This window comes from Ignavibacteriales bacterium (assembly GCA_026390775.1).
In the GTDB taxonomy this organism is placed as follows: domain Bacteria; phylum Bacteroidota; class Ignavibacteria; order Ignavibacteriales; family Melioribacteraceae; genus Fen-1258.
Genome location: JAPLFF010000007.1, coordinates 339,404 through 366,060, shown reverse-complemented (window position 1 = coordinate 366,060; position 26,657 = coordinate 339,404). Strand labels below are relative to the sequence as shown.

25 protein-coding genes are annotated in these 26,657 nt (G+C 32.8%); 8 read left to right on the top strand and 17 right to left on the bottom strand.

Features of this window, described 5'->3' with window-relative positions; all coding sequences use genetic code 11:
* Positions 1-32: 32 nt before the first annotated feature.
* The 8 genes from NTZ27_06895 to NTZ27_06860 all read right to left on the bottom strand — a co-directional run bounded on the left by NTZ27_06895 (position 33) and on the right by NTZ27_06860 (position 8,973).
* The gene (locus tag NTZ27_06895) at positions 33-1,016 is read right to left on the bottom strand and encodes an efflux RND transporter periplasmic adaptor subunit (protein MCX6174456.1); all 984 of its coding nucleotides are present in this window, start codon (positions 1,014-1,016) and stop codon (positions 33-35) included.
* Between the two features lie 31 nt (positions 1,017-1,047).
* Positions 1,048-2,328: a TolC family protein gene (locus NTZ27_06890; protein MCX6174455.1), complete on the bottom strand. Its 1,281-nt coding sequence runs from the start codon at positions 2,326-2,328 to the stop codon at positions 1,048-1,050.
* A 103-nt stretch (positions 2,329-2,431) separates the two neighbouring features.
* On the bottom strand, positions 2,432-2,815 hold the full coding sequence (locus tag NTZ27_06885) for a hypothetical protein (GenBank protein MCX6174454.1): 384 nt from the start codon (positions 2,813-2,815) through the stop codon (positions 2,432-2,434).
* Positions 2,816-2,907: 92 nt separating this feature from the next.
* Positions 2,908-5,043 (bottom strand): polyphosphate kinase 1, encoded by a 2,136-nt coding sequence (ppk1, locus tag NTZ27_06880; protein ID MCX6174453.1) that lies wholly within the window; start codon positions 5,041-5,043, stop codon positions 2,908-2,910.
* A gap of 75 nt (positions 5,044-5,118) precedes the next feature.
* Positions 5,119-5,613 (bottom strand): deaminase, encoded by a 495-nt coding sequence (locus NTZ27_06875; protein MCX6174452.1) that lies wholly within the window; start codon positions 5,611-5,613, stop codon positions 5,119-5,121.
* 358 nt (positions 5,614-5,971) lie between these two features.
* On the bottom strand, positions 5,972-7,195 hold the full coding sequence (locus NTZ27_06870) for a HAMP domain-containing sensor histidine kinase (protein MCX6174451.1): 1,224 nt from the start codon (positions 7,193-7,195) through the stop codon (positions 5,972-5,974).
* Positions 7,196-7,280: 85 nt separating this feature from the next.
* The gene (locus tag NTZ27_06865) at positions 7,281-8,549 is read right to left on the bottom strand and encodes an adenylosuccinate synthase (GenBank protein ID MCX6174450.1); all 1,269 of its coding nucleotides are present in this window, start codon (positions 8,547-8,549) and stop codon (positions 7,281-7,283) included.
* 85 nt (positions 8,550-8,634) lie between these two features.
* Entirely contained in the window at positions 8,635-8,973 is a 339-nt protein-coding gene (locus tag NTZ27_06860) for an STAS domain-containing protein (protein ID MCX6174449.1), read from the bottom strand.
* 231 nt (positions 8,974-9,204) lie between these two features.
* Here NTZ27_06860 and NTZ27_06855 point away from each other — a divergent pair, with 231 nt between their 5' ends.
* The 8 genes from NTZ27_06855 (at position 9,205) to NTZ27_06820 (ending at position 19,460) form a co-directional block, all read left to right on the top strand.
* Positions 9,205-9,804, top strand: coding sequence for a sigma-70 family RNA polymerase sigma factor (locus NTZ27_06855; protein ID MCX6174448.1), 600 nt, complete (start codon positions 9,205-9,207; stop codon positions 9,802-9,804).
* Positions 9,805-9,807: 3 nt separating this feature from the next.
* Complete coding sequence (locus tag NTZ27_06850; GenBank protein MCX6174447.1) at positions 9,808-11,100, top strand: hypothetical protein; 1,293 nt, start codon at positions 9,808-9,810, stop codon at positions 11,098-11,100.
* Between the two features lie 49 nt (positions 11,101-11,149).
* On the top strand, positions 11,150-13,195 hold the full coding sequence (locus tag NTZ27_06845; protein ID MCX6174446.1) for a SpoIIE family protein phosphatase: 2,046 nt from the start codon (positions 11,150-11,152) through the stop codon (positions 13,193-13,195).
* 18 nt (positions 13,196-13,213) lie between these two features.
* Positions 13,214-13,567, top strand: a complete 354-nt coding sequence (locus NTZ27_06840; GenBank protein MCX6174445.1) for an STAS domain-containing protein — start codon at positions 13,214-13,216, stop codon at positions 13,565-13,567.
* A 2-nt stretch (positions 13,568-13,569) separates the two neighbouring features.
* A complete protein-coding gene (locus NTZ27_06835) occupies positions 13,570-14,007 on the top strand; it encodes an ATP-binding protein (GenBank protein ID MCX6174444.1) in 438 nt (145 codons plus the stop codon).
* A 2-nt stretch (positions 14,008-14,009) separates the two neighbouring features.
* A complete protein-coding gene (locus NTZ27_06830) occupies positions 14,010-15,689 on the top strand; it encodes a SpoIIE family protein phosphatase (GenBank protein MCX6174443.1) in 1,680 nt (559 codons plus the stop codon).
* Positions 15,689-18,067: a SpoIIE family protein phosphatase gene (locus NTZ27_06825; protein MCX6174442.1), complete on the top strand. Its 2,379-nt coding sequence runs from the start codon at positions 15,689-15,691 to the stop codon at positions 18,065-18,067. Before NTZ27_06830 ends, NTZ27_06825 begins: the two co-directional genes overlap by 1 nt.
* 370 nt (positions 18,068-18,437) lie before the next feature.
* Complete coding sequence (locus NTZ27_06820) at positions 18,438-19,460, top strand: hypothetical protein (GenBank protein MCX6174441.1); 1,023 nt, start codon at positions 18,438-18,440, stop codon at positions 19,458-19,460.
* A gap of 78 nt (positions 19,461-19,538) precedes the next feature.
* Here NTZ27_06820 and secF read toward each other — a convergent pair whose 3' ends face one another.
* From secF to NTZ27_06775, 9 genes are all read right to left on the bottom strand, one after another.
* Positions 19,539-20,678, bottom strand: coding sequence for a protein translocase subunit SecF (secF, locus tag NTZ27_06815; protein ID MCX6174440.1), 1,140 nt, complete (start codon positions 20,676-20,678; stop codon positions 19,539-19,541).
* 21 nt (positions 20,679-20,699) lie between these two features.
* Positions 20,700-22,610: a protein translocase subunit SecD gene (secD, locus tag NTZ27_06810; GenBank protein ID MCX6174439.1), complete on the bottom strand. Its 1,911-nt coding sequence runs from the start codon at positions 22,608-22,610 to the stop codon at positions 20,700-20,702.
* 91 nt (positions 22,611-22,701) lie between these two features.
* Positions 22,702-23,145, bottom strand: coding sequence for a 50S ribosomal protein L9 (gene rplI, locus NTZ27_06805; GenBank protein ID MCX6174438.1), 444 nt, complete (start codon positions 23,143-23,145; stop codon positions 22,702-22,704).
* Positions 23,146-23,155: 10 nt separating this feature from the next.
* Positions 23,156-23,368: a 30S ribosomal protein S18 gene (rpsR, locus tag NTZ27_06800; protein MCX6174437.1), complete on the bottom strand. Its 213-nt coding sequence runs from the start codon at positions 23,366-23,368 to the stop codon at positions 23,156-23,158.
* A gap of 26 nt (positions 23,369-23,394) precedes the next feature.
* Entirely contained in the window at positions 23,395-23,865 is a 471-nt protein-coding gene (locus NTZ27_06795) for a single-stranded DNA-binding protein (GenBank protein ID MCX6174436.1), read from the bottom strand.
* A 30-nt stretch (positions 23,866-23,895) separates the two neighbouring features.
* The gene (gene rpsF / locus NTZ27_06790; GenBank protein ID MCX6174435.1) at positions 23,896-24,285 is read right to left on the bottom strand and encodes a 30S ribosomal protein S6; all 390 of its coding nucleotides are present in this window, start codon (positions 24,283-24,285) and stop codon (positions 23,896-23,898) included.
* 125 nt (positions 24,286-24,410) lie between these two features.
* Entirely contained in the window at positions 24,411-25,019 is a 609-nt protein-coding gene (pth, locus tag NTZ27_06785; GenBank protein MCX6174434.1) for an aminoacyl-tRNA hydrolase, read from the bottom strand.
* A gap of 7 nt (positions 25,020-25,026) precedes the next feature.
* Positions 25,027-25,677, bottom strand: a complete 651-nt coding sequence (locus NTZ27_06780; GenBank protein MCX6174433.1) for a 50S ribosomal protein L25 — start codon at positions 25,675-25,677, stop codon at positions 25,027-25,029.
* Positions 25,678-25,708: 31 nt separating this feature from the next.
* The gene (locus NTZ27_06775) at positions 25,709-26,650 is read right to left on the bottom strand and encodes a ribose-phosphate pyrophosphokinase (GenBank protein ID MCX6174432.1); all 942 of its coding nucleotides are present in this window, start codon (positions 26,648-26,650) and stop codon (positions 25,709-25,711) included.
* Between the last annotated feature and the right edge of the window lie 7 nt (positions 26,651-26,657).

Sequence of the window (26,657 nt, the reverse complement as noted above, 5' to 3'; positions counted from 1 at the left end):
TTCAAAAATTTATTTTTTATGAATGAATTATTTTAATAACCAAAACTGAGACCTTTCAAAAGAATAGCTCCATCGGTTACAACCTTCTCACCGTTTTCAATTCCTTTGAGAATTATAATCTCTGAAGAATCTAATTGTCCGATGAAAACTTCTCTTCTTGTAAAAACACCCGCCGAGTTTTCAACAAAAGCATAATCTTTTCCTTCAACAGTAATGATAGATGAATTTGGTAAAGTAACTACTGAATATATTGGGTCGCCGAAATCAACAATTGCATACATACCCGGCAAAAATTTTTCATAATTCGACATAGAAATTCTGACTTTTACGGAACGAGTCACGAGGTCAACTACATCACCTATTGCCTCGGCTCTTCCTTCTAACTTTTTTTGAGGTAACGAAGAAAAATAAATATCAACACTTTCACCTTTCTGAACTTCTTTGAGCTGAGATTCGGGAACATCTGCAATCAGCCATAAAGTATTTGGATGTGAATTTTCCAAATCAACCGGATTAAAACCAAGCGAACGAAATCTGGCTTCCATTTCAAGCATCAATGTTCTATTGTTTATTATCTCGTTATCAGCGTCATTCAAATCTTTTGCTGTTGCCATCTGATTTTCATACATATCTTTGACTCGTGAATAATTACGTGTTGATCTTTCAAAGTTGGCTTTACTTTGTCTATAAGAACTGTAAAGGGAATTCGTTTCCGGGGAATCAAATAGTATCACTTTTTCTAAACCGGAAAGTGACTGTGTAATAGATGCAACAACGCGGGCAGGTATTCTAACCGAGTGTAAGGCGGTTCCTTTTTGAACTGTTGTAGTTTTTATTTGATTTAACCCCGGATTACCTTGGCTGAAAATTATTGTTCGGCCGTTATCGGTTACTATTACTTTTTGTTTCTTGAGATTATTTATGTCGTCGTCTTTGGAGTTACTACATCCCGCTAAGAATAAAGCACAAAAAGAGAATAGAAACATTGTGCGTATTTTATTTTTTACTGTTCTCATAATTTTAGTTTCTCATTTTAATGTTTCATGTTCAATTGTTAAGTAAAGTTTTTCCTGCTGCGTAGTTAAGATCTTCGAATGCAGTTAATCTATCTACTTGCAGTTGGTTAATCTGCACCATACTGTTACGATAAGATTCTATAAAGTCTGTAAATTCAATTATTCCAAGATTTCTTTTTTGATAGTTGTTAGTAGTTGCTTCTAATAGACTTTTATATTCAGCAGTAAATTTTTTATCAATACTTCTATAAAAATGATCAAGAGAACTTGCTTTATCGAAAGCTGTTTTAACATCATTAGTAATTGAGAGAAGAGAATGTTGGCTGGTTAAAATATTAGCCTGCAAATTTAATTCCGATGCTTCAATGTTTCCTTGATTTCGGTTGAAAAATGGTAATTCAACCTGAAGAGCTAACGCAAAGTAATCTGGTATATAACTACCGGCACGAGAATATCTAACGCCGAGTGTTACATCGGGTACAGCAAGTGCTTTCTGTAATGATAGGTTTGCTTCCTCATAATCTTGATTTAATTTTGAGGTTATGTAATCCGGTCTGCATTCTTGGGCTGTCTTCAATACTTCATCTAACTGATATTTGTCAATAGTTTCTTTATCAATTTTATCTAACTCAACTTCTGGACTAAAATATTTTTGTTGTTTTAAGTCTAGATGCAAAAGCAGAGATAGTTGATTTGTGGTTTCTGAAATTTTGTTCTGCAAATTGAGTTGATCGTTTTGTAGAGAAAGTAAAAGCGTTTTTAAGCGAATTACTTCGGAAAGCAAGACGAATTTTTTCTCATAACCATTCTCAGCAATGCTAATAGTCTTTTGTAAAATCGGAACTGTTTCTTCATAAAATTTTAGTGACTTCTGTTGATAGTAAAGCTGAAAGAATAATTTTCTTAGTTCATACTTAAGCGTTCTAATAAGATCAAGGAAAGAATTCTCCGATATTTTAGAATTTACATTAGCAAGTTTAAGTTGTTTGTTTTTTTTGCCTGCTAAAGAGATAATCTGATCAATGCTATAATCAGTATTTCCGCTACTTGTAAAATCGAAATATTTATGTGTGTATTGATTATAAATATTCTGCTCTACACTAAAGACCGGATTGTTCCATAAAGAAACCTGTGTTTCTAATGCTTTGCTGGCTTTGATGTTAAATTTTGCAGCTAATAATTGTAGATTTTTTTCTAGAAATAATTGCTCTGCTTGAGGGAGATTAAATTTAACAGTATCAACTGCTGTTTGGGCATTTGTAAGTACTGAAATAAAGAATATTATAATTGAAATAGTTTTTAACTTTTTCATGATAGTCTTAAAGGATAATTAAAGAAATAATGATCATTTCTTTCTGAAAAAGAAATGTCAAGCTAGTTTTAATAAGAAATATTTCTAGAAAAGAAAAACCGGCTTAAATAAGAAGAGAATGATTTGTTATGAAAAGATTTTCTGAATAATTAATAGAATTGTATGAAACACTTTCATCTTGTTGTTGAAAGTTTGCAGTAAATTCTTCAGTAATGTTATCTAACGGAAGAGACGGGCTGTCTTCATCGAAAAATGTTCTTGGAATGGAGTTAACTGTTTTATTTGTACTGACAGTTTTTTCGATAGGTGAATGGTTAATATTATAGAATGATTGATTCTCTGTAATTCCACTAGATATTTCATCAGTAACTTGATATGAAGGGAAAATGATGTCTTGTATATTAATGCTGTCAAAAAAGAATGTAGGGATTAATATCCACAGTAAAATAAATTGCGAAATGAATATTTTCTTAAATGTTCTTATCATTAAAGTAAAATTTAAAGGTTTTAGTATTTAAGATATATAACAGAGGATAATAAGTTTAAGTTCCAAATTTAATAAAATTAGTAACTGAGGTCTTATTCTACAACTTCTCGCTGAAGTATTTTTTTGCTTACTGTTGTTTTTCTACTCATTAAAAATTCTTGATGATTGACCTTCTCTTCGTTTAAGACCCTTCTATTGAAAACAAATTTTCCGGTCGGCAACAATATTCTCGCTTTTTCATTATCCGCAATTGATGTCTCTAAAATCTTTTCTTTGATATATTTCTTTAATTTTTCATCAAGAATAGGAAAAGTTGTTTCAATTCTTCTATCTAAATTTCTCTGCATCAGATCAGCACTACTGCAGTAAACTTCTTCTGTTCCGTTATTATAGAAATAATAGACGCGTGCGTGCTCTAAAAATCTTCCTACAATACTAATAACACGAATGTTTTCACTTAGACCGGGTACTTGCGGAATCAAACAACAAATACCGCGAACAATTAAATCAATCTTAACATTTTTTGCTGAGGCTTCATACAAAGCAGCAATTAAAAGTGGATCCACTATGGCATTTAGTTTGAAAATTAAATGTCCCTTGCCATTTGTTTTTGCATTCTTAATTTCTCTTTCAATTAGATCAAGAAATTTTTGTCGTTTATTTACCGGTGCGACCCATAATTTTCTAAATGTTTTCTGCTCGGAGTAACCGGTAAGATAGTTAAATATTTCTGAGACATCAGAACAGATATCTTGGTCAGCAGTGAACAAACCAATATCAGTATAAATTTTAGCTGTATCAATATTATAATTACCCGAACTTAAATGAACGTAGCGTTTAACCCCATCAATTTCTTTTCTAACAACAAGGGTCATTTTAGCATGAGTCTTCAATCCTAATAAACCATAAACAACATGCACTCCGGCTTTTTCAAGCTCGCGCGCCCAAAAAATATTATTCTCTTCATCAAAACGTGCTTTAAGTTCAACTAAAACAGCAACTTGTTTTTTACGTTCGGCAGCTTCTATTAAATATTTTACAATAGGGGAGTTTGGTCCAACTCTGTAGAGTGTTTGTTTTATTGCTAATACTTCAGGATCTCTAGAAGCAAGTTTAATAAATTCAATTACAGGATTAAATGAATCGTATGGATGATGCAACATAATATCTTTTCTTCGAATGAGAGAAAAAAGATTTTCTTCTTCTTCGAAAATAATTGGAGTAACCGGATGAAACGGTTTCTCTTTCAAGTGCGGAAGTTGTAAATCATAAAGTAAAATGACATCGCTTAAACCGAGATTACCATCAATTACATGAAGATCATCGCGAGATATTTCTAGATTTTCAATTAATATATCAATCATATATTCCGGCATCTGTCTTTCCACCTCAAGCAGAACAACTGAACCGAATTTTCTTTGCTTTATATTTTCTTCTATCATCTGCAGAAGATCGTCTGCTTCATCTTCTTGAATTTCAAGATCGGTATCCCGTGTAATTCTAAACAGATAGGCTTCAAGTATTTCAAGACCCGGAAAAAGTAAACTTAAATTTGATTTGATAAGATCACCTATCCAAACGTATTTGTATGTACCGTTAGAACCATTTTTAGGTCTAGATTTTACAATGTTGTCAATACGAAGTAATCTTGGAATAATTCCCGGAACTTTAACACGCGCAAAATGCTTTTCGCCCGAGGGTTTTTTAATTAATATGGCAAAGCTTAAGCTTAAATTTGAGATATAGGGGAATGGTCTGCCGGGATCGAATGCTAAAGGAGTTAAAACTGGATAAATTTCTTTGAGAAAATATTGATTGAGTGCATCCCGTTCTTCTTTGGTAATCTCATCTAAATTATTATAAATATAAATTTTATTTTCTTTTAACCTGGGAATTATTCCTTCCTGCCAAAAATCAGACAGTTGTTTCAACATTGGCTGAATTGTACTTTCTATTTTTCGTAGCTGTTCTATTGGTGTTAGTCCATCAATGGAAGTATCAATAACTTTGGCGCGCAATTGTTCTTTTATTCCGGCAACGCGGATCATGTAAAATTCATCAAGGTTGGAAAAGAAGATAGAGACAAATTTTATTTTGTCTAATAACGGTAATTCGGGATTGAGGGCTTCTTCAAGGACTCTGCGGTTAAATTCAAGCCAGCTTAGATCTCTGTTAAAGAAATTTTCCGGCCTTAAATATTTCTCAAGATATTCTTTACTTAATTTCATTTTCTGCCGGTCAATTAAGGGTGATGAGAATAATGTATTCTGAATTCATTTCTATTCCTTTATCGGTATCAATTATTATTTGAATTTTTTTGCGGAGCTAAAACGTTCAAGATCATATTCAATATTTTTATTTGGGATTGATAGTCTTTTAATTTTAACGTTTGCTTTCTTAAAAAACTCTTCTGCCAATGTATCGTGGTAATCAGAAAATATTACTATTTCTTTTATACCTGCGGTAATTAGAGCTTTTGCACAGTTTGTGCAAGGCATGTTTGTTATATATGCAGCCGATCCCTGCGTACTTATACCGTGAGATGAACATTGAAGTATTGCATTCATTTCCGCATGAATAGTTCGAATACAATGATTATCAACTATTATACATCCGTCGTCTTCACAATGTCCATCGCCAGGAATTGAACCATTATACCCAGTTGAAAGTATTTGTCTATCTCTAACAAGTACACAGCCGCAATGCATTCTGGGACAAGTAGCACGTTCAGAAACTAACATTGCAACTTTTAGAAAGTATTCATCCCATGAAGGACGTTTGGTATTAGAATTATTCATTAATCCGCTAAGATTATTTGAGGGGCAAATTTACAAAATATTATGGTTTGATATTAATCAATTGTTTTGAATTAACGTGGGAAATAAACTGCTATGGTTGAGGGCGAACCATAGCAGTTTGATCTGTAATATAGGAGGGTTAACACATTCAATAATTGGAGCTCTATTATCTACTCAAAGAACATACCAATTAAATTTTTAGAAAATTTTAGTATTACTTCTGATACAAGAAGTGCATATCCTTGAGTTTGGGAATAAGAATAAGCGTTTTCTTGAAATTTGGAAACGAATTTCCCGATATATTACTAATCAGATTATAAATCGGGATATCTAGGGGCGTACTTTATAGGAAAATATTTCAGGTAATTTCTTCGGATGAATTCAAAATAATTTTAAAAGTAGTACCGACATTAATAATTGATTGTTTTACAAAAATTTTTCCATTGTGATAATCTTCAATAATTCTTTTTGATAAACTTAATCCCAAACCCCAACCCCTTCTTTTAGTGCTATAACCAGGCCGAAAAATATCTTTTCTTCTGTTGTGTTCTATCCCTTTGCCGTTATCGGTAACTTCAATTTCAATCTTGTTGCGATTATGCTCCACTTTAAAAGTAATTTTCCCTTCTTTGTTTTCAATTGCATCGAGTGCATTCTTAATTAAATTTTCGATGACCCATTCAAATAATTCAAGATTTAGTTTTACTTTTTGTCCTCTATTGCCCTCAATAGAAATCAAAACGTTTTTGCCAAGCTGAGGTAAACGTCGCTGAAAATAATTGATAACATTTTCTATAATTTCATAAGGATTTTCATCTATTAATTCTGGTTTTGAACCGATTTTTGAAAATCGTTTTGTAATTTTACTTAATCGTGTTAGATCGCTACTAATCTCATCTGAAATATCCAGTACTTTATCATGATTAGAATAATTCATTTTCAACATTTCATTCCAGCCCATAATACTAGAAATAGGTGTACCAAGTTGATGAGCTGTTTCTTTAGACATTCCTACCCAAATATTTCTTTGCTCACTTTTTTTAACGTAACTGAAACTTGTATAAGCGATGATCAGAAAAACTAGAGCAAATAATATTTGCAGATAAGGGTAAAAACGAAGACGCTGGATTATATCAGAATCACCATAAAAAATCTTTGAAATAATTTTATCGTCAGGTGATTTAACTAAAATGGGAGCGTGTTGTTTAGAGAGCTCAGTTACTTTTTCCTGGAGAAAAATTTTTAATTTTTGATCGGATAGTTTTGGATCGTGTCCAATATTTTTGTAACCGCTTACAATTCCAGTGGAATTTACCTGGTCATTTTGATCAGTTAGAATAAGAGGGAAATCAATTCTTTTAATTATGTTTTGAAAGACAAATGTAAAGTCGGAATTTATCGTTTCTGTACTTGCGCCGTATTCAAGACTACTGGCATATAACTGAACAATATCTTTTTCTCGTTGCTGTAGTCTGCCGACTAGATTTTGAGTGTAATAAAGTGTTCCGAGCGCAATCGTTGCACCAACAATAATTAGTGCAAGTTTAATATTCATTGAGGCGGGACCGCCGGTCATTTTCATTTTACTCTCCTAAGAGAAATAATTCTAAATGGAATTTACAAAAACGGATTTTGTTAATTAAATTTTAGATATGGTAAAAATTATTCTATAATTCTATTGTCTGATCTCGTTTGGGTCCTACTGAGATAATGCTGATCTCAAACCCGCTTTTTTGTGAAATGAATTGTAAATAATCTTTTGCTTCAGAGGGCAATTCGTTATAATCAGTAATGTTGGTTAAATCGGTTTTCCATCCTGGAAGCGATTCATAAATCGGAGTAACATTCATAAGTTTGTTTACATCTGTTGGGAAAGATTTTAATTTCTTACCTTGAATTTCATAAGCAACACAAACTTTTATTTGATCAAAATTACTTAAGACATCAAGTTTAGTTATTGCTGCGCGTTCGATTCCATTGATCATGCGAGAGTAACTCAAAAGAAATGCATCAAACCAACCGCATCTTCTAGGCCTTCCGGTAGTCGCTCCGTATTCAGCGCCAATTTTTCTTAATCTTTCTCCTTCTTCACCAAGTAATTCAGTTGGAAAAGGACCTAAGCCAACACGTGTCGTATATGCTTTTACAATTCCCATTACAGAAGAAATTTTTGTCGGCGGTATTCCGGAACCTGTACTTGCACCGCCTGAAGTAGGATTTGAAGAAGTGACAAATGGATAGGTGCCGAAATCAACATCAAGCAAAGCACCTTGCGCCCCTTCTAAAAGAATTGATTTGCCTTCTTCTATGGCATTGTTCAAAACAGTTGGAACGTCAGTTATATATGGGTCAATAGCTTTATCAAATTCTATATATTCTTTAATGATTGCATCTACATTAAGCACTTCTTGATTGTACACTTTCTTGAGTAAATTATTTTTCTCTTCGATATTTAGTCTAATTTTTTCTTCAAGAACTTTGCGATCTAATAGATCAACAATTCTAATTCCTTTTCGTGCATATTTATCAATGTAACACGGTCCAATACCTCTTCCGGTAGTTCCTATCTTAGAATTTCCGCTTTCATTAATCGAATCTAATAGTTTATGATAAGGCATAATCAAGTGAGCGTTTTGACTAATGAAGAGTCTCCCAGCAATACTAATTCCCATTCCTTCTAATAATTTTATTTCGTCAAGTAAAGCTTTGGGATCTATAACTACACCGTTACCAATAAAACATAAAACGTTTTCACGCAATATTCCTGATGGAATAAGATGTAGAATAAATTGTTGATCTCCAACCTGAACTGTATGTCCGGCATTAGCCCCGCCTTGATAGCGCACCACAATTTCGTAACGCTCACTTAGGATATCGACTATTTTTCCTTTTCCTTCATCGCCCCACTGACTGCCTACAATAACAGTAACGCTCATCTATGCCTCGGTAAAAAATTTGGTAGGGAAAAAATACCCCCGGCATTTTATACCGGAGCTATAAAGTACAATAATTCTGCAAAGATTATTTATAACTATTAACAGCGTCTTCAACAGATGTATAATGTTCAAAAACTGTTATAAGTTTTGTAATTACAAGTAAACTCTCGATCTTTTCTGTAGCATTAGCAAGTTTCATTGAACCGCCGCCGTTCTTCATAGTTGTGTAACCGCTTATTAACATACCGAGACCGGAACTGTTCATGAATTTTGTTTCAGCTAAATCAACTATTACATTTTTCTTATCGTCATCAATAAGTTTATGAAGGGTATCGCTGAATTCCTGAGCTTCAGGACCGCCCATAACATTCCCTTTTAATTCAATTACAACAGCCCCATATTTCTCAATTGTTTTAACCTTCATAGTTACTCCTGAATATTAGTTTAAGTTATATCTCGATTTTATATTTTACAACGAAAATCAAAATAAAAATTTACAGATTGGATATAATAATGCACAAATAATTATATTCATAAGTAAATTATTGAATACTCGAGTAAAAAGAAAGTCATTTTATCTCTGTTTCTTTTGAAAAATGATTTCAGAAATGCTTAGTTTGAAAGGAACAATAAACCCCCATCATCGTCTAAAAGTATGGATTTATTAAAAGACCAAGAGACATTTGATTTTAGCGAAGGCAAGAATGAGAAAGATGAAGACTTTATATTAATTAAAGCCTTCATTAAAGGTAATGATACAACATTTCGAACACTAGTCATCAAACATAAAGATAAGGTTAGAAATTTAATCTTTTTAACTTTGGGCGATGCAGAATTTGTGGATGATATTTCTCAGGATGTTTTTATTAGTGTTTATCATAAGCTCAAAGAATTTCGGTTTGAATCAAAATTTACTACATGGTTATATAGAATAACAGTTAACAAGTGCAGAGATTATCTTCGTAAAAAAAGAGTGCGAAGCATTTTTGTCCCTATAAAAGATTCTGATACTGAATATGGTACCGGACCATTTTCTGAAAATGTTGATATTCCAAATCTGGTAAGAAGAGCAATTGAAAAGCTTCCTGAAAAATTGAGAACTCCTCTTGTGATGAGAGATATTGATGGATTTAGTTATAAAGAAATTGCAGATCAAATGGGAACAGAGGTCGGAACAATTAAATCAAGAATATTTCGTGCGCGTGAAAGTTTAAAATTGATTCTTGAACCATATCAAAAAGAATTAAGAGCTTAGCATATGGAAGGACAAGCAAAAAAAAAAACAACAAACTTTGATAAATTAAAAAAAATAATCCCCTATATTATTTTATTTTTGCTCACTATAGCACTGATGTTCTTTTTCAAATATAATAGGAGAGACATTAGCAGAATAATCGAAACAGGAAAAAACAACTTACTTGCTTTAGCTAAAAATTTAAAACCGCTTCTCTTTGAGACTGAGATTAACAATGAAGATGTTTTTAACTTTGCGTTGTATCAGAGCATTCCGCTTGATAAAGGGAAAAATAAAGTTCTGTTGATTTCGAAAGATGAACCTGGTAATAATATATATGAAATAAAACCCGCCTCCTATAACCAGCAGACTAAAAATTATGATACATTTGTAAAACTTCTTGGATTGAATGAAAAACAAAAAGCTGAAGCTGATTCGATATTAAATTCGTATAAAAAAGAAATCTACTCATCTGTGTTAGTAAATGATAAAAGTACAATTGCTGTAAATCCAAGACTACCAGTCTTACAGCAGGCTGTACTTGCGGATATTCTATCATTTGCACAAAAAGTTGATGAAACTAAATCGAAAGAACTTTTTCCGAATGCTTATAAATTTTATAACAACGAAAAAATTTCGAACATGATCGCTTCAGCTAAAGAAATTCCACAGAATGAATATATTCTTATTTCACCCGATACTGTTGCCAGGACTTATTTTAAGTGGGATCAGGAAAAGTTCAATAAACATTTGGCAGATTTTGAAAAGAGTAAATCTGCTGGACATCCTCCAATGCCTAAGTATGATTTTAATTTCGATGTTATGCCAGAGAAAGTAAAGAATAAACATTCAATTGCGGCTGAATCCGATTATTCATTTAAATTAGATTCTAATCTCTTCAAAGTTGTTATTCCTCCCGAGACTATGAACGGTCTTACTAATATGATCTCAGACACTATTAGAATTAAACTAAATGAAGCCGCAAAACAATTAAAGAATATTTCTCTTCCAATTTATTTTTCCAAAGGAAAATCCTACAAGCCACCGAAAGTACCCTCTTCGCCTCATGCACACTCAGATGTTCAATCGAAACTTATTGATCCTTATGAAATAGTTAATAAAACTATGGAAATACTTTCTAAGCAGGATTTTAGCAAACTGGAAGAGTTTGGTGCGAAGATGGATTCAATCACTGGTCATAAATACGTTGCAAAAGATTCATTGGCAAAAGCAAAAATTCGTGAAGCTATGATGAAATTGAAAAAAGATCTTAAAAAGTATGACCATCGGAAAACCGATTCAACAAGAGTGAACTAACATTATGGTAATTGTAAAAATAAATTTATCAGGACCCAAATTGTAAAATATGCGCAATCAATTAAAAAATATTGCTCGTTCGCAAGGATTAGAAAACGCTATTCTAGTTTCCATATTGCTTTTTTTATTCAACTTGATCTTTCCGCTTCATGAGGCAAATGTTCTTGCTATTATAAATGAGTTACTTGTATTTCTCTCAGTTTTTTTCCTTTATCATTATGTCCACCAGTTCTTGAACTCTAAAGTTGATTCTCCTTTAACTTTAGTATTAAATGCTGGAATTCTTGCCGCACTAATATTCTTTATAGTTTCAATTGCAAATTCAATTTTAGGTTCTTCAGATAGCAGTAAGGGAATTGGATTTTTCAATTCTCTGTTTTCTGTGTTATTAACATTTGTTTTTATCGGATCAATAGTTTATATCTTTTCAACATTCCGTGAATTATTTTTTCTACGACAGAAGAAAGATCTCAGCACTTTCTATAACACTATGCTTGTTTTCTTTGCCCTGAGCTTTTTCTCTAATATATTAATTCTCTTTGACTCTTCATTCGATTATCCTAAAGATGCATTTTATGTAGTAACAATTGTTTTAATTTGTCTTAATTCTACCAGAGTTTCTTGGATTGCCTTCCTAACAAAAAAACAGAAATATTATTTATTGATAATATCAGTAATTCTATCCGCTTTATTCGGAATGAATTTTGCAACTTTTACTAATAATAGTATAATGCGTCAAATCGTTTACTCCTTTTCTCCGGGGCTTCATACATTTATGAGCCTGGTTATGATTTACGGAACAATAAATTTTGGTGTAATATTTTTTACAACTCTTTTCCATCTACCTACAGCAGAAGCATTTGATAGGAAAGCTGAAGAAGTTTCTTCTTTAATGGACTTAACTAACCTTATCACTCAAGTTTTTGATTTTAAAGAATTAGCCGAAACTATAACTACAATAACAACAAGAGTTTGTAATTCTGATTCTGCTTGGTTAGTCTTAAAATCCGATAAAAATATTGAGCTAAGTTCAGTTCATAATATAGGGTATGTTGATGCGGATAAAATTACTAATAATCTTTTGGGATCCGGTGAAAACGATTATGATTCCATTGAAATTATTCAGCATGATTCAATCATATCTAACACAAACGAAGATGGACAGAAATTCAAATCTATCGCAATTGCACCGTTAAAAGTTCATAAGAAAATTAACGGGTATCTTTTTGCTGCAAGACAGAGAGATAATAATTTTGATCAGGATGAGAAAAAAGCAGTTCAAGCATTTGCAGATTATGCTGCTGTTGCATTAGAAAATGCTAAGTTGATCGAAGAATCAATCGAGAAAGAAAGATTAGAAAAAGAACTTGATGTTGCCAGAGATATTCAAAGGAAAATTCTTCCAAGTACAATTCCAACTTCTAACCAGCTTGAAATTTCTGCATTATTTGTTCCGGCATTTGAAGTCGGCGGGGATTACTACGATTTCTTTGAACTTACAGACGATCTACTTGGATTTGTCGTTGCTGATGTTTCCGGTAAAGGAATTAGCTCAGCATTTATTATGGCAGAAGTAAAAGGTATTTTTGAATCGTTATCGAAAATTATTACAAACCCAAAAGAGCTCTTGATCAAAGCAAATGATACATTAAAAAGAAGTTTGGATAAAAGAAATTTCGTAACTGCTATTTATGGTATTATAAATAAAAAGAATGGTATACTAAATTTTGCAAGAGCAGGTCATACACCAATCTTACTATGCAGCGGCGACAGAATAGAAAGCATTCAACCGCCTGGAATTGGTCTGGGTCTCGATTACAACGCTGGATTTGCTTCTTCATTAAAAGAGATGGAAATTCAATTAAAGAATAATGATATTATTATATGTTATTCTGATGGTATCCCGGAAGCTAAGAATCATAAGGAAGAAGATTTCGGCTATGATAGATTAGATACCATTATTCTCAATAATCGCGAAAAAAGTTTAGATCTAATTTCTAGTGCAGTCATGAAAGAGTTGAGTCTGTTTTCAAAAAATCATTCTCAACATGATGACATCACGCTTGTAATATTCAAGTGGAATAAAAATAATTAATTAAAGCGGAGATATTTAATGGCGGAGTTCAATGTAAACTTACGGGGTGTCGGTTCCGTAAGTGTAATTGATGTGAAAGGGTATCTTGATGCCCACACAGCGCCCGAGCTCGAAAATATTTTCAACAAACTGCTTGATGAAAGACAGTTTAAAGTTGTTGTTAACTTCAACGAGTTGAAATATATCAGCAGTGCGGGGCTTGGAGTCTTTATGGCTTATGTGGAAACTATGAGGGAAAACAAAGGCGACATAAAGTTTTCCAACATGAAAGATAATGTTTACAACATTTTCGATCTTTTAGGATTTCCTATTTTGTACGAATTCTACAAAGAAGAAAAAGAAGCTGTTCACAAATTTGGCGATCAAGGATAGTCTTGAATTCTTACAGCAAAATATTTGAGAAAGAGCTTCTCATTAAAAGCACAACCGACAATCTTGCCGTCATAAGAGATTTTATAAAATCTGCTGCGAATCATTGCGGATTTTCTGAAGATACTACCGGTAAGATAATACTTGCTGTTGATGAAGCTTGCACCAACATAATTAAACACGCTTATAAAAATTCTCCTGAAGGAAATATAATTATAAAAATAAAATTTAGTGATCCGAAGTTCAGCGTTTCCATTACAGATGAAGGTTCACATTTTGACCCAAACACAGTTCCCGAACCTAATCTACGTGAATATTACAAAGAGAAACGGGTAGGCGGTCTTGGAATGTTTTTGATAAAGAAACTTATGGATGAAGTGAATTACTCTACTCTCAGCGGAAATAAAAACCAAGTCATATTAGTTAAATATCTACCAAATTAGGCATGCAGCAATCAGATAATAATGCAGTTCTTAGAAATTTTTCAGCTCTCGTTGATTTCAGCAACCTTATTAACTCAACTCTCGATCTAAATTTCAGTCTTAATAATATTCTGCTTACTTGTTTTGGAAAATTTCATACAACAAAAGGTATGATTGCACTTCTAAACGATGAAAATTATTTTGAAGTGAAAGTATCAAAAGGTATTCCTAATAATATTATTTCGAAATTTCCAAAGATTACAATTCACAATTATGAAACAAGCGGTGAGTTGAGTTCATATATCGAAGAAAATAATTTTCCAATCGTTCAGGATATTAAATCATCCGAGGGGTTGAAGGGCATATTAATTCTCGGTCAAAGATTAACAAGCAAACATTACGAAGAAGAGGATATTAATTTTTTAAAAACAATTCTCAATGTCGGATCAACTGCAATTGAGAATTCAATAATGGTAGAAAAGTTAAAACGTGTAAATCGTAATCTGGATGCAAAAGTTAATCAGCTTAGTTCTTTGTTTGATCTCAGTAAAGAGTTCAGCGGAATATTGCAGATAGAAATGGTAAGCAAAATGCTTGTCTATTCTTTGATCGGGCAGATGCTTGTCTCTAAATATGCTGTGATATCCTGCGCAGCCAATACTTTACATTTTCTCGATAATAGATTTGATGAAAATCATTTAAGAAATATTCTCAAAGAATGTGAATCAAGCCATTTTACAAAACCTCTTACCCGAAATGAATTAGTTGATAAATACAAACCATTTGCCGAAGTAGGCGTTGACCTTATTGTACCAATGCAGATAAAAGGGGAAACAAAAGGATTAATTCTTCTTGGAAAAAGAAAGAATGAACTTCAGTATACTCAATCTGATATTGAATTTGTTTCTTCAGTAGGGAGTCTTGCAATTATTTCAATTGAAAATGCACGTCTCTTTAAAGAAACACTTGAAAAGCAGCGGCTTGAAAAAGATTTGGAGACTGCAAGAAATATTCAGAATAATCTTTTGCCGAAATCAATTCCCAAATTTTCAAATTTTGAAATGGCTGCATTTAATAAATCTGCACGCATGGTTGGCGGTGATTATTACGATATTGTAAAATTAGATGAAAATAAAATCTTGTTTGCAATTGCCGATGTTTCCGGAAAGGGAGTTCCTGCTGCTTTGTTGATGGCGAACATTCAAGCATTCTTAAAATCAATTTGCAAAATGAAAATGCAACTTGCAGAAGCTACCAATTTAATGAATGATCTTGTTGCTGAAAATACAATTATGGGAAGCTTTATCACTTTCTTTTGGGGAATAATTGATAATGATAAAAAAGAACTTACTTATGTTAACGCCGGTCATAATCCTCCGCTTCATATAAGAAATTCCAATATTACAAAACTTAAAAAAGGCGGAATGATACTTGGCGTTATGGAAACAATGATTCCATATATCTCCGAAACTATTCAGCTTAAAAGCGGTGATGCAATTATTCTTTTTACAGATGGAATAACAGAAGCCATGAATGATAAATGGGAAGAATTTTCAGACGAGAGATTAGAAACATTAGCTCTTCAAAAATATGAAGAAAGCGCTCAAAATATTCTTGCACATATTAAATTCAAGGTTGAAGATTTCACACACGGAGCCGAACAATCTGATGATATAACAAGTTTAGTAATAAAGGTGAATTAATGTTAAATAACATTAAGAGATTCTATACGAAGCAGAAGCAAGTATTAATTGTAATTTCAACAGCGTTTCTTGCTATACTATCGTTTATTAACTTCTATTTTATCTTTAATGTAACTGCTCAATCAAATGATGAATGCTTATGGAGCGAAAAAATAATTAATGGTAACAATACTATTGTTTTCGAACAAGTAAAAGTAGATGGTGTTACATGGAAAGCAGGCATCAGAGACGGCGATTATCTGTTCGCGATTGATGGAACAAAAACTTATAATGCATTAGTTGCCACCAAAGTACTCGATAAAATTTCTTACGGAGATTATGCAACCTATAAAGTTGTAAGGAACGGCAATGAGTTTGAAACAAAAGTTTTTGTAAAAAAATTGATTGACATAGGCGGTTTGAGTATAAATCTAATGTCGCTTATTTGGTTATTGGTTGCTTTCGTAGTTGTAATGTCAAAAGTTGAAGGAAAAATTCAGAATTTATTTTATAGAGTTGCAATATTTTCGGTATTCTATTCTACAACTGCGCTTGTTTACCGTGGTCAGCAGGTAGATAATATAATTTTTCAAAGTCAGGTTTTAGTTTCATTAGTTGCATTTTCAATAGCAGTAGGAGTAATTCTTTTTCCTATAGCACTGGTGCACTTTTTTAGTGTTTTCCCGCGTGAATATCCCTTCGTATCAAAAAAATGGTTCAAGATAATTTTTTATAAAGTGAGTGTCGGTTTTTTCTTAATATACTATTGCATTCTGGGGTATGAATATTTTTTAATAAAGAAAACACCTATTTCAAATGTTTTAGGTGTTGCGATTTTTTTTATGGGGTTTGCACTTTTCATTTTAGCTTTTATACTTCTCGCTGTCAATTATTACAAACTGCCAACTAAGAAAGAGAGAAAACCAATACTGATAATCCTTATTGCATTTCTTATTGCTGTTCTTGCAAGAATATACTTTACTTTTTTGGCTCAACCAATCGTAGGATTAGCTTTCAATAATCCCCAATATTTTACACCAATTCTTTTAATTGCACTTGTTCCAATCGCTTTTGGTTATTCTATCTTTAAATATTCCTTAATGGATATTAAAGATTTTGTAAAGAATGCAATTGTTTACGGCGTAGCAACGTTTACTGTTGCTGGGATCTATTATTTTGTTATTTATTTGTTAGGGCAGTTAGTTAGCAGTGCAGTTGGGACAGAATATCAGGTAATGATTGCAGGTGCGGTATTTGTTGTTTTTTCTTTTGTATTCCAATCTACTAAAGATAAATTCCAAAATATTCTTACAGAAAAATTTTATCCCGAGCAATTCACATTTCAAAAAGCATTGTTAAAATTCAGCAGTGAAATTGCAAGTACAGTTGGAAAAGAGAATATTTTTGATTCGATCCAAGAACTTTTTGTTCACTCACTACGTATTCAAACATTTGGACTTCTTTTGAAAAATGAAGATAATTTATTTAATCTAATTCGTCATAAAGGAATTAACGATTTAGATTTGAACCTTGTTGATGATGACTTCCATGTAGCAAATTATTGTTTGGAGTGTAATAAATTTGGGAAGAAACAAGTTCTTGAACGTCAAGATTTTAAGGAAGTGCTGGGAGACTCATCTGAAAAATTTCTTTCTGAAAATATTTATACAATAATTCCTCTTTTCATTAAATCAAAAATTATTGGATTTTTATTATTCGGTCTTAAGCAATCCGGTTCTCAATTTGCCGGGAAAGATTTAGATCTGTTAATTGCTGCCGCTACTCAAACAGCAATTTCAATAGATACTGCCCGTCTTTATGAATCTGAAGCGGAGAAACAAAAATTAGAAAGAGATCTGGAGAATGCACGTAGAATTCAAGAGACACTTCTTCCAAAAACATTTCCTCAAATTGATCGGCTTGATATTGCCGGTAAAATGATACCTGCAATGCATGTCGGCGGTGATTATTTTGATCTGATCAAAATCTCCGATAAAAAATTATTTGTTGTAATTGGAGATGTATCCGGCAAGGGATTAAGTGCTTCGTTTTATATGTCTAAACTTCAGACTATGATAGGGCTTTATTGCACCGAAGGTAAATCACCGAGCGAAATTTTAGTTGAAGTGAATAAAAAAATCTATGAGAATATTGAAAAGAACTGGTTCATAACAGTGTCATTAGCTTTTTTTGATAGTTCAGAAAACTCAGTAAAATTTTGCCGTGCCGGTCATACTCCATTAATTAGAATTCGAAATAAAATTGTTGAAGAGTTTCAACCATCAGGATTGGGTGTTGGTTTGGAAAGGGGAGAGCTGTTTCAATCTTCTTTAGAAGAAATTACCATTCCATTCAAACCAAATGATTTATTTTTGAACAATTTGGAGAAGAAAAATTAAAAGAATTATTACTTGATAATTCAAATAGCAGTTGCTCGGAAATTCAAAATCTTTTAATAAAAAAATTGAATGAGTTTCGCAGTAAAACTCCTCAATATGATGATGTAACTTCTATCGTTATCAAAATAAAATAAAGTTGACCTCACCCCTCCCCCTCTCATAATTTAGGAGAGGAATTTAAGGTGGGGTCGGAAAGAAACTCATGTAGTGTTGCTTTAATGGTTTAATAAAATTAGTTTATACAAGAATTAATATTCATAAAATGTTATTTCGGTTTAATAATATTCTACTCCTAAATTCCTTTTTAAGTTAATTATTTATTAATATAAATTTTCTGCTATTAAGTAAATGATTGTTCTTAGGAGGATCTATGAAAATTATACGAAGGATTAAAGAAAATTCTTATTTATTTGTAATAATTTTATCATTTACAATTTATCACTGTAGTAAAGACGACAATCCCGTACAAACAGGCGAAACTAATTTTAATGGAATATGGACGGGAACTATCTCTTCAAATTTAGTAACAACACCAACAGGAATAATAATTAATATTACCCAGACGAATAATACTATATCGGGCACCTACAGCGCCTTAACAGGTGCTTACGGTACAATCTCCGGAACAATTAACAATAATTCGTTTAATTTCACTTTGACTCAAACAACCCCAACATGCATAGGTAGTTTTACAGGTCAGGGAACAATTTCTAATACAACAATTACGTTTACCTATAATGGTAATGATTGCTGGGGTTCTCATAACGGAAGCGGTAGTGTAACAAAGTATAATCCTGGCACAGATGTAATTTGTCCTTTGTATGTTGGGATTAGTTGGACGTACATTGATTCAACATTTGGTACGACCGGTACATTTACATCAAGAGATTCTTCAAGGTTGGGAATAATTGGTAAAGGTACTTATAACTATCAAGGTCAAAACATAGAATTATTTTACTGGAATTGGATTAATTTACAAACCAATAAACCGCAAAAATATTCCTGGCTTATGAGAAATGATAATGACGGATTAAATTGTTATGGTGGGTATTTCAGAAATCAACCTTCAACATTAATTAAATCATTAGGCAATAAATTTCCTGCAAATGCCGGAGAAATATATAATTCACCTCGCTGGACTTTTAATGTAAGGGATTCAGTTTTTTATATACCGGATACAACAAAATATACTTGTTTGGCAACAAGTGAAATATTTAAAACTCCTGCTGGTAATTTTAGTTGTTATGTTTATACTTATCAGAGGAAATACACTAGTAATAATCAATCTATGACAGACGATACTTATACTTATTATGCAAAGAATAAAGGTTACGTGGGTCTGGTAGGTAAAACGAATGGCATTCTGAGATATAAAAAAGCTCTTAAGTATTGAAATCAGAACAGCTAATAATTTTATCCATAAAAAACCCCGATACAGATCGGGGTTTTTAATTGTTTGAAAAATTAATTATTAGAACTGAATATTCTTTTTTGTCCTATGTGCATATTCAAGAACGAAAGCACTTGCTACAAATATTGAAGAATAAGTTCCGGTTATCATTCCAATAAACAAAGCGAAAGCAAAACTTCTTAAAACTTCTCCGCCGAATATCAGCAGCACAATAATTGAGAGCAAAACAGTAAATACAGTTATAAGTGTTCTACTCATTGTCATATTGATTGCATGATTCATATTCTCTTCTATAGAAAGGGTTTTATGAAGCTTCATCTGCTCACGAACTCTATCGAACACAATAACAGTATCATTAGTTGAATAACCGACTAGTGTTAAAAATGCGGCAACAACAGTAACAGAAAATTCCAAATTTAATCCTGGTATAACACCATATAAAGCAACAAAAATTCCCAATGTAAGTAACACATCGTGAAAGAGTGCAATAACAGCTCCTAGAGCAAATGCAAACTTAAATCTAAATCCGAGATAAATAAGAATTGCAACTAGAGATAAAAGAACAGCAAGCACAGCATTACGTTCAAGTTCCTTACCAACCTTTGGACCAACTTTATCTTCTTTCAAAACAGTAAAGGAATTATCTTTAAATTTTTGTGATAAATTTTCTTTGATTACATCTGCGATACCAAGACGAACAACAACAGCAGTATTTGAAGCTTCTGAAGAACCTAGAACAGTTTGATAACCAGCTTCAAATAATTTATTGCTGATGACCGATGCTATTTGCGGATCTGGGAAGGAATATGTTATAGAATTGGAAGCTGAGTCCTTTATTGTTTTTTGAACGCCCGGATATATATTACCGATCAGAGTTTCAATTCTTGCTTTTACATGAGGAAGTACGCTCTTAGGAATTTCTTGAAGTTCAGTTCTTAATAAAATTCCTGTAGAACCGCCAAAAGTTTTAACTTCCATATTTCCTAAACCAAGTTTATCAACTTCATTTCGAATAGTTGCAATTTCAACTGGGTTGTCAAATTGAAGCGCTATTTCAGAGCCACCTTTAAAATCTATACCAAATTGTACTCCTTTGATAATAATTACGAGTAAACCGAGAAGCAAAATGGTACCAGAAATAAAATAGAAGGTAGTGCGCTTACCCATGAAATCAATATTTAAGTTATCGAAAAGTCGCATCTATTTTTAATCTCCTAAAATTTAACCAACATTAATTTTATAACCTTTATCAACCATATAATCAAAAATTACTCTCACAATAACTAACTGGCTGAACAAACTGACTACTAATCCGATCATTAACGTTAAAGCAAAACCTTGAATAGGACCACTTCCAAATTGATAAAGAATTAATCCTGTTATAAATGATGTTACGTGTGAATCGAATATTGGTGCAAATGATAATTTAAATCCACTTGCTACAGCAGCTTTTAATGTCTTGCCATATTTAATCTCTTCTCTAATTCTTTCATAAATAATAACGTTTGCATCAACTGCCATACCCATTGTTAAAACTATACCGCCTATACCTGGCAAAGTTAAAGTTGCACCAAATCCAGCAAGTATTCCCATCAAGTTTAAAATAGTTACCATCAATGCTACTCCCGAAAAGATACCACCCGTTCTATAATAAAATGCCATAAATAAAACGATGAGGATAAATCCTAATAAAGTAGAATTGAATCCCTGACTTATTGAATCTTGCCCGAGTGATGGTCCAACTGTTCTTTGTTCAAGAATTTCAATAGGAGCCGGTAGTGCACCAGCTTTTAATACGATCTCAAGAAGTTTTGCTTCATCAAGATTAGCGGAACCTGTAATTTGTGAATTACCCGAAGGAATTTTTCCAATAATATTTGGTGCTGAATAAACAACTCCGTCAAGAACAATTGCACACCGTTTATTAATATTTGATCCTGTAATCTGAGCCCAATCTCTTGCGCCTTCTGAATTCATTTGCATATTAACTACAGGAGCTGAAGTTGAAGGATCAATGTTGGATTGAGCATCAACTATTACTCCGCCTGTAAGAGATGCTTCTCTATTAACCATATACATTCGAAAATATTTTTCTCCGCTAGGATCTTTTTCCGGTCTTTGATCATAAATGAATTCGATATTATCCGGAACAACTTTCTTCACCTCAGGATTTTCTAGGAATGCGTTTATTTTACTTTTATCGCTTTCTTTAACATACGCATCTGCTATTCTTCCTTGAGTATCGAGTAAACGGGCAATAGCAAAGAACGGATGTTCTTTTGCAAATTGTTCGGCGGTTAATTTTTGATCTTTCTTTGTAGTATCGGTTTTTGAAGCAATATCTTTTTTTGCTGAAGCAGAGTCTTTTTCTGTTTTACCTGCAAGTGCTTGATCAATTTGATTCATTATAGGAATAGCAAAATTAGCATCTTTAACTAATTTGAATTCCAATAAAGCACTGCCTTGAAGTAATCTTTTTGCTTCTTCTTCTCTAGCAATACCTGGCAATTCAATAACAATTCTTCTTGAACCTTGTTTTTGAATACTTGGTTCAGATACGCCGTATTGGTTAACTCTATTGCTAATAATTTCGATAGCTCTTGTTACAGCATCTGCTTCTTGTTGAAGAAGTTTAGACGTTATTACACCATCATCTTCTCGTATAGAACCGAAATACCTGCTCATTCTGATTCCTTGTTGCTTCATTTTTCTAGCAAGAATTGAAACAACATTTTCATCAGAAAGTTTTGATTCAGCTTCGGAGGATTTTAAGATTTGTTTGAATGGATCATCAGGATCTTTTGCTAATTTTTCTAAAAGTTTAGCAGTGTTAACTTCCATTACAAGATACATTCCACCTTGGAGATCAAGGCCAAGTTTAATTCTTTTTTCTCTAGCTGAACGATAATCGGGATTGTTTGTTAGAATGCTGTCTTTTTTAGATGTTATAATATCTTTGATTTGAGCATTTGTGAATGAGGGGTTGCTCTTTTTAATACTTTGCTGTAATCCTTCTAACTGAACAGTAACTGTTTTATTGTTCTGATAATCTTTGTAAGTAGGATAGAGTAAGTATAAACAGAGAGCAATTGCGCCTGCAATCAAAATGATTCTGAATCTTAGCTCTTTCATTCTGGTATATGTTTTTTAGTTTTAAAATTAGTATTAAAATATTGTTTAAATAAAACCCCGAAAATAATCGGGGCAGTAAAATATTTTTTATCTATTCTCTTACAACCCAAGTCTTAACGGTAGCAGAAACACTCGGGTGAAGTTTAATTGAAACAGTGTAAATTCCGAGTGACTTGATCGGTTCTGTAATTTCAATTTTTCTCTTCTCAATATCGAAACCTTTTTCTTTTAATGAGTCGGAGATCATCTGGTTTGTAACTGTTCCGAAAATTTTATCTTCTTCGCCAACCTTAACCGGAATTGTAATTGAAACTTTTTCAAGATTAGATGCAAATTTTTGAGCAGCTTCTAATTCTTTGACTTCTTTTTTAAGAATCTGTTTCTTTTCTTCTTCAAGTGCTAGAATATTTCCTTTAGTTGCTTGATAAGCAATTTGACGGGGGATTAAATAATTTCTTGCATAACCGTCTTTTACAGTTAATACGTCGCCAACTTTTCCAAGCTGATCGAATTTTTTTCTTAATATTACTTTCATCTTATCTCTCCTACTTAACTGCTTCTGAAACGAATGGCAAAATTGCTAATTGTCTTGCTCTCTTAATTGCCTGGACTAATTCTCTGTGTTGTTTAGCTGTTAGCCCGGTAATTCTACGAGGAATTATTTTACCTTGATCGGTAAGAAATCTCAGAAGTTGTTTTGATTCTTTATAATCAATATAACTATCAATTATTCTTTTAACTTTCTTCTGAGTTCTCATTCCGTTATTTCTTTGTTGTGTTGGTCTCATGCTTTACCGCCTTTCATTAAGTCGGATTCCTCATCAGTTAAAAATTTATCGAATGAATTATCCTCATAATCTGCTTCATCAGGTTCAACAACTACATCTTCGCCATTGGTGGTAGTTTTGCTGAATTTATTTAAGAATTGAATTCTCTTTGCTTTTATTTCAACAATAGTTCTGTTTTTACCATCATCAGTTTTGAAAGTTCTGCTCTGAAGTTCTCCATCAATTAGTACTGCACTTCCTTTTTTAAGACGGTCTTTGCAACTATCGGCTAATTTATTCCATGCAACAACACCAACATAACAAACATCTTCCTGCCATTGATTACTGCTGTCTTTATAACGTCTGTTTGCAGCTACATGAAAATTTACAACAGGTGTGTTGTTTGAAGTTTGTCTGAATACAGGATCTTTTGTTAAGTTACCTGCAATAATAATACTATTAAGTTCTGGCATCTTAAGTTCAGCCATCATTTCCTCCGTTACTTATCTTATGTTTAATTATACTTGGCTTTCAGTTACTTTAGTTTGAGCTTCTAGAGCATTCAGTTCTGCATTTTTAGAAGCTTCTTTTTGTTTTGCAATTGCTTCAAGTGCAAATTTATCCAGTTGAATGGTTAAATATCTTATAATGTTTTCATCCAATCTGTAATTACGTTCAAGAGTTGCAACCAGATCAGTTGTAGCGCTAAATCTGAAAACAACATAGTAACCGCTTTTGGATTTTTTGATAGGATATGCAAGACGTTTTCTACCCCACTTATCCAGTTCAATAAGTTCTCCGCCGTGTGTAGTAATTGTTTCTTGCACTCGTGAAATTGTTGCTTCGACTTGCTCGTCTTCGAGAGTTGCGTTGATAATTACAACGCTTTCGTAGGTTCTTTTACGCATTGTTACTTTACCTCCCTATGGTCTAATGGCCTCCCGATTAATCGGGAAGCAGGGTTTATAAATTGGGTTCAAAAAATATGATTAATTAAGTAGTGGTGCAATATTTTATTAAAGTTCTTTTAAAGTTAATTACCGGTAATATTCAGATTTTCAGCATTATTCTTATCTTTCAATTGTTTACTGAAGTGATCCAACATTGATTTATAACCCCCGGCAATAAATTGTTCTATTAATTCAACTGCAAATGCCATGTTTTCTACAACTAATTTCATCTCATTACTGCTAAACTTATCAAGAACGAATTCCGCCATGTCACCTTTTTCAAATTCACTTCCTATACCAAATCTTAAACGAGGAAAAGAATCGTTTTGAAGATGATAAATAATTGATTTAATTCCGTTATGACCGCCATCGCTTCCAGATCTTCTTAATCTAATTTGGCCTGGTTGAAGATTTACATCATCGTAAACAATTAAGAGATCTTCTAAATCAATGGAATACTCACTAACAAAATCTAAAACCGCAACACCACTTAAGTTCATGTATGTTGAAGGTTTTATCAAAAAAAAATCGGAAGATCTTAATGAACCTTCCGAATAAAAATAATCCCTTTTAGAGGCCTTAAATTTTATCTTATTCTTTTTTGCAAACTGATCAAGTATTTGAAAACCTACATTGTGCCTGGTAAAATCATATCTCTTGCCTGGGTTTCCGAGTCCTACAATACTACGCAAACTGTAATTATTCCTCTTCTTCTTCTTCTGTCGGTTTACCTTTGCTAATAACTTCAGGTTCAAGTTTCTCTTCACCCGGAACAACTTCTGCAGGTGTTGGTTCAACAACTGCTCGAGGCATAACAACGGAAACAATTATTTGATTTTCTGAATGCAAGAATTTTACTTTATCAAAATTAAGATCGCGTACATGCACAGATTTTCCTAAACTTAACTCTGTAACATCAATAACAATATGCTCTGGAATATCTCCAGGTAAACAAGAGATGCTCAATTTGTGCATTGTATGTTGAACAATACCGCCTTCGCGTACACCTATAGCTTGTCCTTCAAGAACGACTGGGACTTCGATTTCAATTTCTTGATCAGCTGATATACCTAGAAGATCGAAATGTGCAACTCTGTCTGTAACAGGATCGAATTGAATATTTTTTAATATTGATTTTCTCTCTTCGCCTTCATCTATTTTAAGATTGATAATGTGTGTCTCTGATGTGAAAACAAGAGGTTTAAGATTACGTTCTGTAATATATATTGCAATAGGATCAACACCTTTTGCATAGTAAATTCCCGGAACGTTACCATCTCTTCTCAATTGGTTAACAGCACCTTTTGTAGTGAGAGGTCTTGTGTTTGCCTGTACTAATAATTCTGACATTGCTTAATTATCTCCCGAAATAATTTCTTTTTTAATTTTTGTCTATTTCAAACAATGAGCTGATAGACTCATTTCTGTGTGAACGTACTATTGCTTCTGCTAATAAACCGGATGCTGTTCTAACAACAATCTTCTTACTGAGTTCATCTTTTAAAGGAATGCTGTCAGTTACATACAATTTAGTAATTGCCGAATCCTCAATTTTCTTTATAGCATCGCCAGAAAGCAGGGCATGAGTAACTGCACCATAAATTTCTTTAGCACCTTTTTCTTTCAATGTATTAACAGCTGCAACAAAAGTCCCGCCTGTATCAATTAAATCATCAACAATAAGGACATTTTTACCACCTACGTCTCCAATGATATTCATAGCTTCAACTTGATTATGTTTTGGTCTTCTTTTATCAATTACAACTAAACCTGCATCTAATCTTTTTGCATAAGAACGAGCAAGTTTTATTCCTCCAATATCAGGGGATACTACAACTAAATCTTTAGGTAAATCTTTGAACAATCCAGTGAAAACAGGAGATGCATATAAGTGATCAAATGGTATATCAAAGAATCCTTGAATTTGAGCCGCATGCAAATCCATTGTGATAACACGATCTGCACCTGCAACTGTAATTAAATTTGCAACAAGTTTAGCACTAATAGAAACTCTTGGCTGATCTTTTCTATCTTGCCGGGCATAACCGAAATACGGTATTACTGCTGTTACTTTTGTAGCAGATGCCCGTTTTGCAGCATCAATTGTTATCAGTAATTCCATTAGATTTTCTGCAGGTGGATGTGTTGATTGTACTATGTACACATCACGCCCCCTAATGTTTTCCATAAACTTAACCCAGATTTCACCATCACTAAACTTTCTTGCGTCGATAGTACCTTGGGCTAAATTCAGATAATTGCAGATTTTAAGGGTTAGTTCCCTATTGGAAGTACCGGAAAATATAAACGGTTGCTGCTCCAAAGCTTAA